Annotated in this window: 9 protein-coding genes; 6 read left to right on the forward strand and 3 right to left on the reverse strand. The window is 36.0% G+C overall.

Annotated features, from left to right (window positions below; all coding sequences use genetic code 11):
* Positions 1–14: 14 nt before the first annotated feature.
* The 3 genes from pgmB to VP395_RS11735 all read right to left on the reverse strand — a co-directional run bounded on the left by pgmB (position 15) and on the right by VP395_RS11735 (position 3239).
* Positions 15–668 carry a beta-phosphoglucomutase gene (gene pgmB / locus VP395_RS11725; RefSeq protein WP_346242200.1) on the reverse strand — a complete coding sequence of 218 codons (654 nt, stop codon included), beginning with the start codon at positions 666–668 and terminating at the stop codon, positions 15–17.
* 10 nt (positions 669–678) lie between these two features.
* Positions 679–2034, reverse strand: coding sequence for an MFS transporter (locus VP395_RS11730; RefSeq protein WP_346242201.1), 1356 nt, complete (start codon positions 2032–2034; stop codon positions 679–681).
* Between the two features lie 131 nt (positions 2035–2165).
* The gene (locus VP395_RS11735; protein WP_346242202.1) at positions 2166–3239 is read right to left on the reverse strand and encodes a LacI family DNA-binding transcriptional regulator; all 1074 of its coding nucleotides are present in this window, start codon (positions 3237–3239) and stop codon (positions 2166–2168) included.
* A 326-nt stretch (positions 3240–3565) separates the two neighbouring features.
* Here VP395_RS11735 and VP395_RS11740 point away from each other — a divergent pair, with 326 nt between their 5' ends.
* From VP395_RS11740 to VP395_RS11765, 6 genes are all read left to right on the forward strand, one after another.
* Positions 3566–6475: a SusC/RagA family TonB-linked outer membrane protein gene (locus tag VP395_RS11740; protein ID WP_346242203.1), complete on the forward strand. Its 2910-nt coding sequence runs from the start codon at positions 3566–3568 to the stop codon at positions 6473–6475.
* Between the two features lie 11 nt (positions 6476–6486).
* Positions 6487–8088, forward strand: a complete 1602-nt coding sequence (locus VP395_RS11745) for a RagB/SusD family nutrient uptake outer membrane protein (RefSeq protein ID WP_346242204.1) — start codon at positions 6487–6489, stop codon at positions 8086–8088.
* A 17-nt stretch (positions 8089–8105) separates the two neighbouring features.
* A complete protein-coding gene (locus VP395_RS11750; protein ID WP_346242205.1) occupies positions 8106–9200 on the forward strand; it encodes a SusE domain-containing protein in 1095 nt (364 codons plus the stop codon).
* 18 nt (positions 9201–9218) lie between these two features.
* The gene (locus VP395_RS11755) at positions 9219–10685 is read left to right on the forward strand and encodes a SusE domain-containing protein (protein ID WP_346242206.1); all 1467 of its coding nucleotides are present in this window, start codon (positions 9219–9221) and stop codon (positions 10683–10685) included.
* A gap of 66 nt (positions 10686–10751) precedes the next feature.
* Positions 10752–13523: an alpha-amylase family glycosyl hydrolase gene (locus VP395_RS11760; protein WP_346242207.1), complete on the forward strand. Its 2772-nt coding sequence runs from the start codon at positions 10752–10754 to the stop codon at positions 13521–13523.
* A gap of 1029 nt (positions 13524–14552) precedes the next feature.
* Positions 14553–19199, forward strand: coding sequence for a glucuronyl esterase domain-containing protein (locus VP395_RS11765; RefSeq protein WP_346242208.1), 4647 nt, complete (start codon positions 14553–14555; stop codon positions 19197–19199).
* Positions 19200–19555: the final 356 nt, after the last annotated feature.

The raw sequence follows: 19555 nt of genomic DNA on the forward strand, positions 1-19555 counted from the left end.
ATTAATAATCTTTTTTAGACAATAAATTTTCTAAAGAAATCTTCAGGTATTTCTGTTAAACTATTAAAATTAAAATGAGCTTGTTTAAGAGTTTCTCTATCTCCAATTCCTACAGAAGTCATATTTGCTATATTAGCGGCTTCTACACCTGCAATGGCATCTTCAAACACTATACAGTTCTTTGGAGGTAGGTTTAACTTTTTCGCACCAATTAAAAACACTTCGGGATCTGGCTTTGCTTTTGAAACAGCATTGCCATCTACAACACCATAAAAACGATGGTATAAATCAACCTGATTTAAAATTAATTCGGCATTTTTACTTGCAGAACCTAGCACGTATTTCACACCTAAACCATCTAAAGTATTTAGTAGTTTTTCTGCACCAGGAAGAATTTCATTCGCATTCATTTTTTTTATATAACTAAGATATTCTTCGTTTTTACTAACCAATATCTTTTGTTTTTTTTCTTCGGATAATTGAACGTTCCCTATTTCCAACAAAATTTCTAACGATCTTACACGACTTACACCTTTTAACAACTCGTTATGTGCTTCAGTAAACTCGAAGCCCAAAGCATTTGCAAGGTTATTCCAAGCCAAATAATGGTATTTTGCGGTGTCTACAATTACACCGTCTAAATCAAATATGACTCCTATTTTATTCATTAAATTATAATTATACTATATCGTCAACATCTTTCACTTTATAAACTAAAGATGCTGCTATTAAAAAACTAACACCACTAGTTAGTAGTGCAAAAATGGCATGATTTCCATAAGCGTATTTTACAAGCGGCCCACCAATTAACGCATTGATTATTTGAGGAATAACTATAAAAAAATTAAAAATACCCATATACACGCCCATTTTTTTTGGAGAGATAGATCCCGCTAAAATAGCATAAGGCATTGCTAAAATACTTGCCCAAGCAATACCTACACCTACCATAGAAACAATAAGCCAATTTTTATCTGGCATAATGTAAATAGAAAGCAAACCCAAACCACCAACAACCAACGAGGTTGCATGTGTGCGTTTCCTTCCTATTTTCTTAGCGATGTAGGGCAATGCGAATGCATAAAAAGCAGATACCAAATTGTAAACCCCAAACAAAATACCTATCCAATCACCTGCATCTTGATACATAACGCTACTACTATCTGTATATGGTAACCCGTAAATATGTTGTGCAATGGCAGGTGTTGCAAATACCCACATACCAAAAAGCCCAAACCAAGAAAAGAATTGCACCCAGCTTAGTTGACGCATGGTTACTGGCATTTTTTTGAAATCTTCAAAAATATCCAATAAACTGGACTTTTCCACTTCGCCATCTTTAGTCAAGGCATCAGAATGTGCTTTTTCATCTTCAAAGCTTTCCAGTTCTTCAGGAGAATATTCTTTAGTGGTTAAAACCGTTATTAAAATTGAAATGATTAAAATAACCGCACCAATAATAAAAGAGAGAATTAAATTTGTAGGCACTGTACCTGTAGTAGTTTCATTTGATACGCCAAACCAATTATGCAATGCATAAGGCAACCATGAACCAATAACAGCACCAAAACCTATTAATGCTGTTTGCACACTAAACCCTAAAGTACGTTGGTCTGTTCTTAAATTATCGCCAACTAAAGCACGGAAAGGCTCCATAGCTATATTGAAAGAGGCATCCATAATCATGAGCATACCTGCACCAACCCAAAGTGCGGGCAAAAATGCAATAAACATATCGGCTTGCGGCATTAAAACCAAACCTATAGATGCTAAAATAGCACCCACTAAAAAGTAAGGTTTTCTTCTGCCAAAGCGTCCCCAAGTTTTATCGCTGTAATAGCCTATTATGGGCTGAACAATTAAACCCATAAGAGGGGCTATTATCCAAAACCATGATAGTTCGTGAACATCGGCTCCAAAAATCTGAAGGATTCTACTTGCGTTGGCATTTTGTAGGGCGAACCCCATTTGAATTCCTAAAAAACCGAAACTCATGTTCCAGATTTGCCAGAAACTTAACTTACGCTTTTCCATTAAATAGTATGTTAAATTAATACTATTTGATAAGCGATAAACTTATCAAAACTTATTTATGAGAAGTGAAAATATAAGTTTTGATTTGATGCCAAAGATATAAAAGATTTTATATATTCCTAATAAAAATATTATTTAGTAGAGTCTCTTTCAATAAGTTCTGTTTCAATAACAACTGTTTTAAAGAATTCATCACGCTCATTTTCCTCAATGTATTCGCTACTTCCAACCTCTTCGAGTTCTAATCTATCAATTAATAAATCGGCTGCTTTTTCGCCCATTTTTTGTCCATGCTGACTTACTGTTGTTAGGCTAGGTGTGGCATGTTTTGAAAGTACACCATCGGTAAAACCAATCACTTGAATATCATCTGGAATTTTAAATCCGAGTTTACGAGCTACCTTCATTGCTGTTACCGCATATAACTCATTAACAGCGAAAACACCATCTATTTTTTTATTATTTTTAAAGAATTGCTCTATTTCTTTTTCCAAAACTTCTAAATGTCCTTCAACATCTAGACTATCATCAATTTTTAAAATTAAGTTAGTGTCGGCATTTATTTTACCATCTTGCAAAGCTTCTAAATAGCCTTGGGTTCTAAGCCTTCCAACACTTACATAATCCATAGTAGTAATAAGGGCAATATTTTTACAACCTGTTGACAATAGTTTCTTTACCGCTTTTAAAGCTCCTTTAAAGTCATCAACAATAACTTTATCGCAATCTACTTCATTCACAACCCTATCAAACAAAACAATTGGCATCCCTTGGTTAATGGTGGCATTGAAATGATGGTAATCTTGCTTTAGTAATGTTTCCTTTGAAATAGATAAAATAAACCCATCAATACTGCCACCTGCCAACATTTCCATATTTATAATTTCTTTGGTAAACGATTCGTTTGATAGCCCTACAATTACATTATAACCACGCTTATTAGCAACCAATTCTATACCTCGTATAACAGTAGAAAAAAAATGGTGCACAATTTCTGGAATAATAATGCCAATGGTTTTTGTTTTTCTGTTTTTTAAGCTTAAGGCAATATTGTTAGGCCTATAATTATACAGCTTTGCAAATGCCTGAATTTTTTGAGTGGTATCTTCACTAATCTCTTTGCTACCACTTAGGGCTTTAGATACTGTTGAAATAGAGACATCTAATTCTTTGGCAATTTGCTTCAAGGTTATTTTTCGTTTCATTCTAAAAATTAATTCTATTATGGGAATAATCTAATATAATAATCTTTATCCACAAAAGGGTTTAAAATTTAAGACATCCTTAAATAAGGAAAAAAAAATAAATCCTACTACTTATATAGGAATAAATCTCAAACGTTTTCGTTAAGTTACTTGTTTTAAGTATTTAACAAAAAATATCTTATTTTATACAAAGTTGTCAACACGAAAACGTTTTCGTTACGAATTTCGCAATTTCAAATTATTTATTCACATTAAATTTATATAGTTTTATGCCGAGAAGTGAAAATATAACTAAACTAATTAACACATTAATTTAACAAAATTATATGAAAACAACTATTAATAGTTTACTGTTTTTTCTGTTTTTTGCTCCTACTTTTATGTTTGGGCAAAACACCATAACAGGAACGGTAACAGAACAATCAACTTCAATTCCGCTCCCTGGAGTTAATGTTGTTATAAAGAACACGACAACAGGAACGGCTACAGATTTTGATGGAAACTATCAAATTGAAGCAAAAAAAGGAGATGTTATTTTATTTTCTTATGTTGGGTACCAACCTATGGAAATAATTTACTCTGGGCAAAAAACTTTAAATATCCAATTAAAAGAAGATGCCGCACAATTAGATGAAATTGTTGTAATTGGTTATGGTTCTACCACTAAAAAAGACGCAACAGGCTCTGTAGAGTCCATTACATCTGAAGATTTTACAAGAGGAAACATTGTAACTCCAGAAAACCTTTTAAGTGGTCGTGTTGCTGGTGTTAGCATAAATACGAGCGGATCACCTGGTTCGGGGTCTGAAATTAGAATTAGAGGGGGGTCTTCTATAAATGCATCTAACAACCCACTTATCATTATTGATGGTTTACCTATTGATAATAACGGTGTAAATGGCTCCAATGGTATTTTAGCAACTATAAACCCTAACGACATTGACTCGTTCTCTGTTTTAAAAGATGCTTCTGCAACAGCCATTTATGGTTCTAGAGCTTCCAATGGGGTTATCATTATTGTAACTAAAAAAGGTAAAGCTACATTTAGCGCTACTTACGATGCACAATATAGTTTTGGAGAGTTAACCGATAGAATAGGGGTGTTTTCTGGAGATGAGTTTAGACAATTAATAGCATCGCAACCTGTTAACGGCTCTAGCTTAAATGAAAGTTTATTAGGAACGGCGAGTACCGATTGGCAAGATGAAATTTTTAGAAACACGGTATCTTCACAACATAATATATCAATGCAAGGTTCGCTGTTTAAAGCCATCCCTACACGATTTTCTTTTGGAACGACCAACCAAGAAGGTGCTTTATTGACTTCGAATTTTGAACGTAGAAATTTAGGTCTGGCTTTAAACCCTTCTTTTTTTGACAGTCATTTAAAAATAAACTTAAATGCAAACTTAGCGTTTGAAGATAACCGTTTTGGAGATACTGGTCAAATTGGAGCAGCTTTAGGCTACGATCCAACACAACCAGTTTACGACCCATCATCACCTTTTGGTGGTTACTATCAGCACAGAAATGGGTCTTTACTTTCAAACGGAACCACTAACCCTGTTGCTTCTTTATTGCAAAGAAACAATTATGGCGATGCCAACAGAAGCTATGGAAACTTAAACTTTGAATATAAGTTTCATTTTATTCCAGAATTAAAAGCTGTATTGAATTTAGGTTATGATGAAACCGAATCTAAAACCATAGATTATACATCTACTTTGGTCGCTACAAACGATCCTGTAAAAGGAAACTCATCATTTGGAACCCAAAAAAGAACCAATAAATCTTTTGATGGTTATTTAAATTACAGCAAAGAGTTTGGTGATGTTCGTACTGAACTTATGACGGGCTATTCTTATCAAAAATTCACAAACAATGGCGGCAATACAGGTAACCGAAGAGACCCTGCTAGTTTTCCTAGCACCTTTGCCGACCCGGATGTGGTTTTAATTGGTTTCTTTGGTAGAGCTAACATATCTTTATTAGACAAGTACTTACTTACCGTAACATACAGAAGAGACGGTACATCCCGTTTCAGCGAAAAGAACAGATGGGGTAATTTCCCTGCTGCTGCCTTAGCTTGGAATATTAGTGATGAAGATTTTTTAAAAGACTCTAATACCATTTCAAATTTAAAACTACGTGTAGGTTATGGTATAACAGGACAACAAGATATAAGTGGTAATAACGATATCTTTTTAAACCGATACAGAGGGGGCGATCAAAACTCACAATACCAATTTGGGAATGCTGTTATTGAATCTTTAATTGCTTCTGAGATAAACCCAGACTTAAAATGGGAAGAAACAAGCACCATAGAATTTGGTGTAGATTACGGATTGTTTGATAAGGTTACAGGATCTTTAAACTTTTTCCAAAAAAATTCGACCGATTTATTGTTCACGGCTTCTGTTGCCGATGGTACTAACTTCTCTAACAGCATCATTCAAAACATTGGTGAATTACAAATTCAGGGGGTTGAGTTTTCAGTAAATACCGACATTGTTAAGAAAGAAGATCTAAATATTAACTTCAACTTCAACGCTACTTTTTTAAAGAGAGAAATAAAAGAACTTGCTTTAGGACAAGATGTTAGAACAGGCGGAATTGCTGGTGGTACTGGTAATAACATTCAAATATTACGAGAAGGTGAGGCACCTAATTCTTTTAGTGTTTTTAAACAATTATACGATACGTCTGGAAATCCAATTGAGGGTGCTTATGTAGATTTAAACGGAGATGATATTATTAATGATAATGACCGTTATTTAAAAGAAAACCCAAATGCCGATGTTATTTTAGGATTCCAATCAAACATTAATTATAAGAATTTAGATTTATCTTTTAATTTAAGAGCAAACATTGGAAACTATGCATATAACAATGTAAACTCATCTAGAGCACAGTATGAACGCATACTTGATAACTCGGTATTAGCTAATATCCCTACATCGATATTAAACACCAATTTCCAACGAACGTCTGACGTTATTATATCAGACATCTATTTAGAAGACGCTTCATTTTTAAAAATGGACAATATTACGTTAGGCTATACTTTTAATAACGTCTCTAAAACTCTAAAAAGTATCCGTTTATGGGGAGGCATTCAAAACGTATTTACCATCACGAATTATAGTGGTTTAGATCCAGAAGTATTTGGAGGAATAGATAACTTAATTTATCCAAGACCAAGAACAGTTTTGGCTGGAGCTAATTTTAAATTTTAATAAAAACAACTATGAAAACAAGATTTAAAATACAAAAAACAATTGGTCTTATATGTCTTTTAGTAGTTACATTAACATCATGTACTGCCGATTTAGATATTACACCAAATGATGATCAAACAACGTTAAGCGAAGATCTCTTTACTAACGAAACCGCCTATAAACAAGTGTTAGCCGGTATTTATGCCAACTTAGCATTAACAGGTACTGATGGTGCAGGAAGTTCAAATCTTAAAAACATTGATGCTGGAACCAGCCAATTCGGACGTGTACTTTTATATGTACAATCACTATCTGCCGATGAAATGATTTGGTCTTATGAAAACGACCCGGGCACTAGAGAAATTCAAAGAAACCTGTGGACCGCTCAAAACCCATTACTATTAGGCATGTTTAGTAGAGCGCATTTGTCAATAGCATTAGCAAACAACTTTTTAAGAGAAACTACCGATGCTAAACTAGATGCTAGAAACGTATCTACAACCGTAAGAAACGAAATGCCTGCTTATAGAGCTGAAGCGCGATTAATGCGAGCAATGTCTTATTATTATATGATGGATATTTTTGGAAAAGCAAATTTTTCAACTGAAGACGATGCTTTAAATTCGCAACCTCCAGCTTATGATAGAGCGCAATTATTTGAATTTGTTGAAAGTGAATTAAAAGCTATTGACACAGATTTAATAGCCTCTAGACAAAACCAATATGGGAGAGCTGATAAATCTGTAGCATACATGATTTTAGCTAAGATGTATTTGAATGCCGAAGTTTATATTAACGAAAGCCGCTATACAGATTGTGTGAGCTACTGCGAAAAAATAATTAACGGTGGCTACTCATTAGCAACCAATTATCTGCATAATTTTATGGCAGACAACAATACAAACTCTGCTACTAACGAGGTTATTTTCCCCATAGTTTCTGATGGTTTAACCACTCAAAACTACGGGCCAACTACAGTTATGATTAACGGTTCTGTTGGAAGTATTGAAGTAAATGGTACCGAAGTTGGCGTTAGTGCTGGCGGCTGGGGCGGTGCGCTTAGAGTAAGAAAGCAACTAGCAAATCTATTTAACAGTTCATTTGCTAACGATACAAGAAATACTATTATTTCTAGTGGAAGATCTATTGAAATTACTGATATCTCTGATAAAGATTCTGGATACATTTTACAAAAATATTCAAATGCAACTTCAACTGGCACTTTTGGTGTAGACCAAACATTTGTTGATACCGATTTTCCTTTATTCAGATTAGCCGATGTATACTTAATGTATGCTGAAGCTCATTTAAGAGGAGGTGGCGGAAGCTTAACTACCGCTGTAGGCTACATAAATGCCTTAAGAACAAGAGCAAATAACTCAAACACCATAACATCTGGAGAATTAACCTTAGATTTTATTTTAGATGAAAGAGGAAGAGAACTTCACTGGGAGGCACACAGAAGACAAGATTTAATTCGCTACAAAAAATTTACCGGTGGTAATTACAACTGGGTTTGGAAAGGAAATGGCAGCAACGGTATTTCACTTCCCGCACATTTTAATGTGTATCCAATACCAACAGCAAGTATGGCTGCAAATCCTAATCTTACTCAAAACACAGGGTATTAATACTAAATGAATCAAAAATGAAGAATTTGAAAAAAATATCAATTTTTATACTAACAGCTTTTACCATACTGCTGTTCAGTTCATGCACCGACACAACTGATACATTTACGGTTTCAGAAACCGCACCTGTTGTTTTGTCTGATTTAACCATTACAGATATTGAACTAGACCCTGTTAACACCAATAATCCGGCATTAACCTTAACATGGACCGAAGCCAATTATGGACAACAAGCTTCTATCAATTACAGTATTGAAATGGCTTCGGACGCTACCTTTACCGATGCTGTAAAAGTCGCAACCGTTAACGGCAATAATACTGTTACACTTTCGGTAAGCGAATTAAACGCAGCCGCTGGTAGCGTTGGACTGCCCCCATTTGCGTGGAATTCCATATATGCAAGAGTAACATCTTCAATAGGAACACAAAATGGATTACCAATAGCTTCAAACAATATTAACTTTAATGTTTATCCGTTCTTTAACTATAAATTTAAAGATTATTATTTAGTAGGAAACGCTACCGCACCCGATTGGAATAACAATAACAACAATAACCCTATATTTAGAGATGGTAATAACCCTAACAAATATTACTACACGGGGTACTTTAAAGTAGGTGAATTTAAATTATTAGAAACAAAAGGGCTTTGGCAACCACAATGGGGAACTAATGACAAAACAACTATTGATGTAAATCCAGGTGGCGGTACAGACCCCGGCACATTTCCTAATAACAACTCTGCAATTACCGCAGCAGGTTTTTATGCGTTCACTATAGACTTTAGTGCAAAAACATTCACTTTCAGTCCTTACGATGCTTCTGCTGCCACTAACTATACAAGCATGTCTATTCAAGGTTCTGCAAGTACAACTACTGCAATGACGCAATCTAGTTTTGATGGTCATATCTGGTACCTAACAAGTATACGGTTAGTACCAGGCAATTTACAGTTCAAAACCAATACTGGCTCTGTTTGGGCAGGCACAACAGAATTTTCAGGAAAAGCTACAGAAAACGGTGGCAATATTCCTGTTATTGTTGAAGACGATTATACTGTTTGGTTTAACGATTTAACTGGTCGTTACATACTAATTCCGTTGAATTTATAATCATTAAAAAAATAAGACATGAATTTATACATAAAAAAAATAAGTTTCCTTTTACTTTCACTGGTCTTTGTTTTTACAGCTTGTGAAACCGAGGAAAGTATTCAAATAACATCACCAGACCCCGCTTTGGTATTACAACAACCGGGAATTAGCAATGTGTTCTTAAACTTTGGAACACCTTCTAATGCTGCAATAACACTATCTTGGAACGATGATCTAACTGGCAGCACTTCTTATGACGTTGAAATGTCTTTAGATGCAGAGTTTACGTCTATTGTTAGTTTAGGAACCGTAAGCTCAAAATCATTTTCAATAAGTGTTGAGGCATTAAATGCCGCTATTAGAAGCTCTGGTACAACAAACTTTAGAGATGTAGCTGTTTATTTAAGAGTTAATGGAGGAAGTGTTACTAGTAATGCTGTTCAGTATCTTGTAACAACTTATCCTACTGAACCTCCAGTAGTAACAAGTCCTGCTGCAAACAGTACTTTTGTTTTATCCATTGCAACCCTTGATGAAATAGCCATGACTGTTACTTGGACAGATGCTGTATTATCATCAGCATTAGGAATTGATGTTAATTACACCATTCAAGCTGCAAAACCAGGTACAGATTTTGCCGCCCCAGTTTCCATAGGCTCCAAATTAAATGGAACCACTATCACCTCTTCACATTCAGACTTGAACGCTGTTGCTATTGGAATTGGATTAACTGCAGAGGTGGCAGGCAATATGGATATTAGAATTATTGCAAAAACCACAAACCAAGGAGGAAGTGTTTTAGAACGGATTTCAGAAAAAAGAACCGTTTCTATTACCCCTTTTAATGTGTCTTTCCCTAATTTATATTTGGTAGGAGATGCTACTACAGCCGGTTGGGAAAACAACAATAACAACAACCCTTTATTTAGAGACCAGAATACACCAAACGCTTATGTTTACATAGGTTATTTTAAATCTGGTGCTTTTAAATTACTTGAAAACAAAGGCTCATGGCACAGACAATGGGGCGTAAGAAACGGTTCTACTTTAGGTGTTAGTAATCTTGACGGAAGTAATGAAGCTGGAACATTTAATGTTACTACTGCTGGGTATTACAAATATAATTTCACTACTGTTGGTGAGTCTGGTAGTTTTACAGTAGCACCTTACGATGCTTCTAGCGCAACTACATACACCACAATGGGTATTATTGGCGAAGGTATTGGCGGCTGGGGAGATGCTGATGAAATTAATTTCATTAAGGACACTAACAACCCGCATTTATGGTATTCTTTAGCTGTGGAATTTACAAATGATAAAGATTTTTTAATTAGAGCCAATGATATGTGGAATGATGTATGGAGATATACTGGATCGAAAGAACTTTATGGTAAAGCGCGCTTAGATTCAAATGGAGACAACTTTAAATTTACGGAACCAAGTGGTTTTTACGATGTTTGGTTTAACGATCTAGATGGAAGTTACGTTATCATTCCAAACTAAAAACTTTTTAACAATTAAAAAAAGGCTGATGTATTTCAGCCTTTTTTTTCCAAAATATTTTAGGTTATGAAAAAAATTCTAACTTTTATTTTTTTACTTATAAGCTCATTATTAAATGCTCAGGTTTATACTACTTCACCTGCAATACCAACCTCAACAGGAGCCATTACAATAACGTTTAATGCTACTGGAACTGAATTGGCCGGATACACAGGAGATGTTTATGCACACACTGGAGTTCTTACATCGGCGTCAACAAGTAATTCCGACTGGAAACATGTTATAGGAAATTGGGGAAACAATACAACCCAACCAAAGTTAACCCGAACTGGCACAAACACATATCAACTTATTATATCACCAGATATACCAACTTTTTACAGCACAAATGTTGGAGAGGTTGTTACCCATATTGCAATAGTGTTTAGAAATAGTGTAGGAAATGCTCAATCTAGACCCGATATTTTCATTCCCATATATGCCGAAGGCTTAAACGTAACCATAACAAACCCAACAAACCAAGCTGTTTATAATTTAAATGATAACATTACTATTAGTGCAGAGTCTAGCATTAGTGCTAATTTAGAATTAAAAGTTAATAACACATCTATACAAACGGCATCAAACACAACGTCCATTTCAAAAGCCTATACATTTACTTCAACGGGAAATTATACTATTGAAGCTATAGCTGTTCAAAATGGTGAAACCAAACAAGAAGCAATTTCTGCTTATGTAAAAACAGCTACTCAAAACCAAACCATGCCTGCAGGTTTAAAAAAAGGCTATAATAACAATGGTGACGGCTCCGTAACTTTTGTTTTAGAAGCCCCTTTTAAAAACGATGTCTTTTTAGTTGGAGGTTTTAATAATTGGACGCTCAATGAAGCTTACCAAATGAAAAAAGATGGTGATAATTTTTGGTTAACAGTAACCAGTTTAGACCCTAATACAGAATATGCCTATCAATATGCTATTGATTACAACTTAAAAGTAGCCGATCCCTATTCTAAAAAAGTGCTTGACCCTAATAACGATCAATATATAACGTCTAACATCTACCCTAATTTAATGGCATACCCAACAGGTAAAACAACAGGTATCGTGTCTACTTTTAAAATTAATGAAGCCACTTATACGTGGCAAAATACCTCGTTTACTAGACCAAATAAAGAAAACATCGTTATTTATGAAATGTTATTAAGGGATTTTACAGAAAGTGACACATACCAAGAAGCGATAACCCATCTGGATTATTTACAGAATTTAGGAGTTACGGCTATTGAGCTTATGCCTATTAATGAATTTGAAGGCAATGACAGTTGGGGATATAACCCTTCATTTTATATGGCCTTAGACAAAGCTTACGGTACCAATAACGACCTGAAACAGTTTGTAGATGCATGCCATAACCGAGGCATTGCCGTAATTGCAGACGTTGTTTTTAATCATTCTTATAGCCAATCACCATTATTACAAATGTATTGGGATGGGGCAAATAACCGCCCTGCTGCAAATAACCCCTATTACAATCAAAATCATAATTTTGTTGATAATACGTCTGCTCATTGGGGGTACGATTTCAACCATGAATCTACTTATACCGTCAACTTTTTTAATGATGTCCTAAGTTTTTGGATGGATGAATATAAAATTGATGGTTTTCGTTTTGATTTCACTAAAGGCTTCTCCAATACACTTTATTACGGAACCAATAATTGGGCAAGTGCCTACGACGGCAATAGAATCGCTAATTTAAAAGCCTATGCAGACCATGTATGGAATCATGCTCCAGGAAATGAAGCCTATGTTATTTTTGAGCATTTGTCTGATAACCCTGAAGAAGCCGAATTAGCTAATTATGGTATCATGCTTTGGGGAAATCTTAATCATAATTTCAATCAAAATACGATGGGCTATGCTTCAGAAGCAGATGTTTCTTGGCTATCGTATAAAAACAGAGGGTGGAACAACCCACATGTAGTTGGCTATATGGAAAGCCATGACGAAGAGCGCTTAATGGTTAAAAATTTAGCTTATGGCAATTCAAATAGTGGATATAATGTAAAAAACTTAAGTACTGCCTTAAAAAGACAAGAAGCAGCCACCGTTATTTTTTATGGAGTTCCCGGTCCTAAAATGATTTGGCAATTTGGAGAACTTGGTTATGATAAAAGTATTAATTGTGCTGCAAATATAAATGATGGTAGCTGTAGGTTAGAAAGAAAACCAGTAGCTTGGACTTTGGGCTATGGTACTGAAACAGATCGACAAGATTTACATAATGTGACAGCTAAAATGATTGCGCTAAAAAAGGAATTTCCTTCTACTTTTAATACTGATAATTTTAGTTTTAGTTTAAACGGACTTGTAAAACGCATTAATTTATACGATAATATTGGGGATTTAGATGTTGTTATTGTGGCTAATTTTGATGTCACTACCCAATCTGTAAACCCAAATTTTCCTACTACTGGAAACTGGTATGATACGTTTTCCGGAAACTCATTAAACGTTATCACCCCAACAGCTTTATTAAGTTTACAACCAGGTGAATATCGATTATACTCTAAAAATCAAAATTTAAGCACAAAAAAGGTAGGTACTTCAGAAGGAATTAAAATGTATCCCAACCCAACAAATACTAGCTTTTCACTCAATAAAAACAGCAGCAGTATTGTTATTTACAACCATACCGGAAAACAGGTAAAACAGTTTGAAGGTCAATTTTTAAAGGGAACCCTATTTAATGTCTCTAACCTATCTCAAGGCATCTATTTAATTAAAGTAACTAATGATTCTGGAGAATTAAACGTCATGAAACTATTAAAGGTATAAACTAATAATTATCACATTTACGTGATTGAAAATTTTAAAGCTAACTATATGCAATCTATAAAAGAAAATCATATAGTTAGCTTTTTATTGTTGAATGAAATACATTTTATCGGGATGGAAGAGTTTTTTATAATCCTAATAAAAGTTCGTTACAAATTAGAATCATGATTTTCTTAAGAAAGTAAAATTTCTACAAAAACTCACAACTTTGATTTAGTCGGGATTTAGAAGTTAACTTATTTTAGAACCGTTTTATTAAACTTATTGGGAGCTTTTCCGTTAAGTTCTGGAGAGGTCTCTCCTCGCTATAGAAATACAAATATTGTAATACTTCTTTTTTTAGTTGTTGTTTAATCTCAAAATAGGTTTCTAATCAGGCCTTCTTCAATGGTCCTCCAAAAACATTCTGTCTAGACTTTTTCCTAAGGTTTATAAGTTCTGATATAACTGTGCTTTACCTCCAGTTCTACTAGCATTCTCTCAAAGGCATGATTATTTTTAGATTTGCTTTGTTTTTAACCAAACTCTGGGTAATTATCGGTTAATGCTTCCTTTAGGATATTAAAACTGACCCGTCTTGAATAAAGGCTACATAATTTTAAACATTATGTACAAAAACAATAAAGTAATTAGATATTACAGCGAACCTTTCAAATTAAAAATTTTAATCGAACTTGGTATAATTAAAGAAGAATTCACTCGACTCTGGAATATAAAACTATTGACTAATTTTAAATAGTAATGTAACAGCTTAAATCTCTTAATTAACTTTCCAACCTTTTTTTTGTAAGTCCAATTTTAAATACATGGCTAAATTGAAGTCAATTATTCTTGGCTTAAGAAAAAATATAAATTTTAAGCAATCGGTTGCGTAATTAGAATTATTTTTATATATTGCATTAAATTATTAATGAAAACTTGATTTATAAGGCCTTATCTGTTTATATTCTCATTAATAGTTTCTCTCATTTTTGACCATAAAAAACCTCTTTTTTATGAAAATAGTATTAATCAACTAAAATTAAAAAAATGAAAAAAACTATCCTATTCACATTATTAATCACTGTCATTAGCTTGAGCCTTTCTGCCCAGATACCTCTGGTTTATGACAAAGAAAACACCGGAGCGCACTACCCACCACCTAGTTTGCCTTCCTATGAGCAGCTCCCTACCATTCAGCTTTTGCCGGATGCATTTAAGTCCTTCCATAACGGAAGTCGCGATACCACATTTGTGGCCTGGGAAAGACGACGTAACGAAATTAAAGCTTCCATAGAGAAGTTTGAGATAGGACCGAAGCCCACAAATTCAGATTTGCTAATTACGGCAAACTACACTCCTGGCGCAGGAGGTGGTACACTAAGTGTAACTATCACTAGGACATCCAATGGCCAATCGCTTACACTGAATTCAAAAGTAAGTCTCCCCTCAGGCACACCTCCAGAAGAAGGTTGGCCGGCTCTTATTGGGATGTCACTGGCGCCAAGTGGAGGTTCGGTGTCTAACAGCATTGCCAAAATTGACTTTATGCATGACCAGGTAACTACCTACGTGCTCGGGCAGGATGTAGAGCATTCAGGTGATCCATATTTCCTTATGTACCCTGAATTTTATACAGGCGATAATACTACCACGCTTGGAGTAGAGCAAGTAGGACAGTACAGCGCTTGGTCATGGGGTGTAAGCCGGTTAATTGATGGAATGGAAATAGCTGCACAACAGCTGGTAAATCCATTACCTATAGATATAAGGCATTTGGGAGTAAACGGATGTTCTTATGCTGGTAAAATGGCTCTGTATTCAGGAGCCTTTGACGAACGAATTGCGGCTGTTTTTGCTCAAGAATCTGGTGGTGGAGGTGCTCCAGCCTGGCGAATTTCACATAAAATTGAACCAGAGGGGTCTGTAGAAAAAGCCAGTAACACCAGTGGTATGTGGTTTAAACAAAGTATGAAAACCGACTTTGGCGGTAATAATGTATACAAGTTTCCGCATGATCATCATGAATTAATGGCAATGGTAGCTCCCCGAGCGCTATTTGTCTCGGGTAATACAGATTTTACATGGCTTTCTAATAGAGCCGTTTATGCAACTTCCAAGGCTGCCCAGAAAATTTACGAAACACTAGGAATCGGTGATCGATTTGGTTATTGGATAGATGGTAATCACGGTCATTGTGCTTTGGGTGAAGGCCAACAACCTGTGATTGATGCTTTTTACAACAAATTTTTGGGTGGACAAGATATAGAATGGGATGTGCATGTCGCTCCAACCACTCCTGGTTTTGCTGACTTGGATTATGAACAATGGTATAGTTGGTGGGGAACTGACAATTCCAATTTTCCTCCTGAGCCAGAAGGAAAGAAGATATGGATGGAAGCTGAATGTGGCACCATTGGATCTGATTGGGAAGTAGTTGAGGATGCTCAAGCGTCCAATGGCACCTACGTTACTGTAATGAGTGGTACACAAAGTACCGGCAGCGCACCTACCAATGCCGAAGCTAATATTGCTTTTTCCTTTGAAATCGATAGTATCGCATCGTATAATGTCATGGCCAGGGTCAATTGTCCTTCAGCGGACGATGATAGCTTCTGGGTAAAAATTGACGATGGTGATTATATAACTGCTAATGGATTAACCACTACCGGATGGTCATGGGTTACCTTAGCCAATACTAATCTCGATGTAGGGACACACACCTTAACCATTGCCTATCGAGAGGATGGCGCATTGTTGGATAAACTATTGGTCACTACCAACAGTAATAGTCCCAATGGTTTAGGGGATGTAGCAATTAATTGCCCTCCTCCAAACGAAAAGCCAGTAATTACAGCAAATCAAAGCTTTCAAATAGATGACACTTATCAAAACGGTGATTTGATAGGAACCCTCAGTGGAACTGATCCAGAAAACGACACTCTACAAAATTGGACTATTGTAGAGGAAGCAATGGTAGATGGTTTTGTACTGAATGCTGCTACTGGAGATCTAACAGTGTCAAATGTAAGTTTGATTAATTTTGAAAGCACACCGGTAACGCTTATGGTAACAGTTTCAGATGGAAACAAGACAAGCGAAGCAGAACAGGTAACGATTCACTTAGAGCAAACCAAAATCCCATTAGTCTATTCCGTTGAAAACAGAGGGTCAGATTGCCCTGCTCCTATTTTACCTACGCTGGAGGAGCTTCCAGTCATCGTACCGCTTACCGATCCTTTCATGAGGTCCGATAATTTGAGCAGGTCTACCGACTACAGCGACTGGAGTTGCCGAAGAAATGAAATTAAGGCAGAGATCGAAAATTATGAAATTGGCCCAAAGCCAAACCGACCAGATACCATTAATGCAGTATTTGCTCCGGAGGCCAATGGTGGCGTACTAACAGTCAATGTCCTACACAATGGTCGTACACTAACACTTACATCTAGGATTACGATTCCACAGGGCGAAGGACCGTTCCCAGCTGTCATTGGCATGTCGCTAGCCGGAGGCGGTACTGGCAGTATACCTTCTGATATTTTTACCAGTAGGAACATTGCCACCGTGGAATTCTTACACAACCAAGTAACCACTTATTCTGCAGGACTGCCTGCACCCAAACCAACAGACCCTTATTACCTATTGTATCCAGAAAACATTGATGCAGGTCAGTATAGTGCATGGTCGTGGGGAGTGAGCCGTCTGATTGACGGATTAGAAATTGCGATCCAGCAGGCCATAAACCCATTACCTATCGATCTTTCACATATGGCTGTAACTGGTTGTTCTTATGCTGGAAAAATGTCACTTTTTGCAGGAGCTATGGATGAGCGTATCGCTCTAACTATTGCTCAAGAATCTGGAGGAGGAGGTGCTCCTGCTTGGAGATTTTCACAAACCGAACCAGATGGCACAGTAGAAAAAATTGACAATACTGATTACAGCTGGTTTTCAGAAAGCATGCGCCAATTTTCAGGGGACAGTGTATACAAGCTGCCCCATGATCATCATGAATTGATGGCTATGGTTGCTCCTAGAGCTTTACTTGTAACCGGAAATACAGATTTTACGTGGTTGTCTAACCGGTCTTGCTATGTATCAGCAAAAGCAACTAAAGAAGTTTATAATACTTTCGGCATTGGTGACCGAATGGGATATTACATCGATGGAGGCCATGGTCATTGTGCCGTTCCAGAATCACAGCGACCAGCTATTGAGGCATTCGTAGATAAATTTTTACTTGGAGATACTTCCGTGAATACAGATATTGGAGTACACCCATATCCAGATTTAGATGCAGAAAGTTGGTACGACTGGTGGGGAACAGGAAATAGCTCAAATCTGAAACCACTAGTTGGGGTCGATCAGGAATTCAACATAAACGAGCGTATTGAAGATGGAGGCGAGGTAGGCATTGCTTACGCCTCTGATCCCGACGGAGATCCACTTTCAGATTGGCAAATAGAAGGAGGTACAGGTGAAAATATGTTCTCAATCAACCCTGAATCAGGGATGATTCTCGTAGCTGATAGATCTTCCATTGATTTCAATAATGAAGATAGCTATACATTGAATGTTTCCGTAAGTGATGGCTGGCAACGAAGTGACATTGTCACGCTTATCATCCATCTTACCAATAACCCTACCGGATACATTATCTATGCAGAAAAATCAGCTAAATTCGGACCGTATAATTATATTGATGGAGATGTGGGAGTAACCAATCCAAAAGGGAATGCCGTGTTTAAGGAATATTCCGTTCTAGACCCTTATAAAGTAATGGCACATCGAATCAATGCTGATCAGACAGCAAGCGTTAATAATCAGATTTCAATGCCTGCTAGTGACGGTCCTACTCCATTATTTATAGCATATAATGGTAATACAAACGAATTAAGCGATACCGAGGTAACCAATAGCGGAACCCTTAATGGAAATTACAAGGATGTAAATATCCAAGATAATGTTTCTGTAACCATCACAGGGGATAACTTTGGAAAGATTACCATTGGTAGAGGTACATCAGTAACCTTTACCAGTTCGGAATTAAATATCGAAGACCTTCATGTAAATAGTGGGTTTGAAAATGCAAATACAACTAACGTAATTTTCACAAACTCTGCTGCAGTTAAAGTGAAAAATAAAGTAAAAGTTTATGATGATTGTCGTATTAATGTCAATGGACCTGAAGTAACCTTCTATCTGGGTGACCAGATAGATGAGAATGGCAATTTCTATGTAAAGGGAGAAAACACTAAGGTAACTGCCAATATTCTTATTCCAAACGGAAAACTTAAAGTACAGGACGGAGAAGAACAGCGACCTACCATCATGACCGGTTGGTTTATTATGGAAAAACTGGAATCCACAGGTGATTATGCCTACTGGTACCGGGAGTCTCAGGAAGGATCGTTTGCACGACCTGTACAAGCAAAGTCCAATATTTCACCAAGCAAAGATTTTGATGTCAAAGTCTATCCGAACCCAGTTGCTGATGAGTTGAACATTCAGATTGGCCACAATGCAACTTTTGTTACTGTGGAACTCACAAACATTTTAGGAATAGTTGTACGAAAAGAAAAAATTCGGGCATCTGAACGTATAAAAATGAATGTAAATGGGCTAAACAGTGGCATCTATCTTGTGAGGTTACTAGGAGACCAAATAGTCACCAAAAAGATACTGATAAAATAACATTATATTTTTACATATTGAGAAAAAGGATCATCTTAAATTGATGATCCTTTAAACTCATTTTCCACCACTATAATTCATTTACAATAAAAAAGAAGATATATAATTTGGTATACCTGTTTAATGTTACACAGGTGGTTTGAAGCTCAAAACTCAGTACAGTACAAGCTAAACCAGAAACCTCCAAGCTTGAGTGGCTCCACTTTGACTGGCCCTATCCACTTGACCATATTTTATCATTTAAATACGTTCCTTAGTTGTATTTGTTCATGAAAGTCAAATCGAAGCGAAAGTCAGTGCTAATGAACTACCATTGATATCCTAAAAGTCGGGATGACAGAACTATTAGACGCTCT

The organism is Mariniflexile soesokkakense, from assembly GCF_039650365.1.
Classification (GTDB): Bacteria; Bacteroidota; Bacteroidia; order Flavobacteriales; family Flavobacteriaceae; genus Mariniflexile; species Mariniflexile soesokkakense.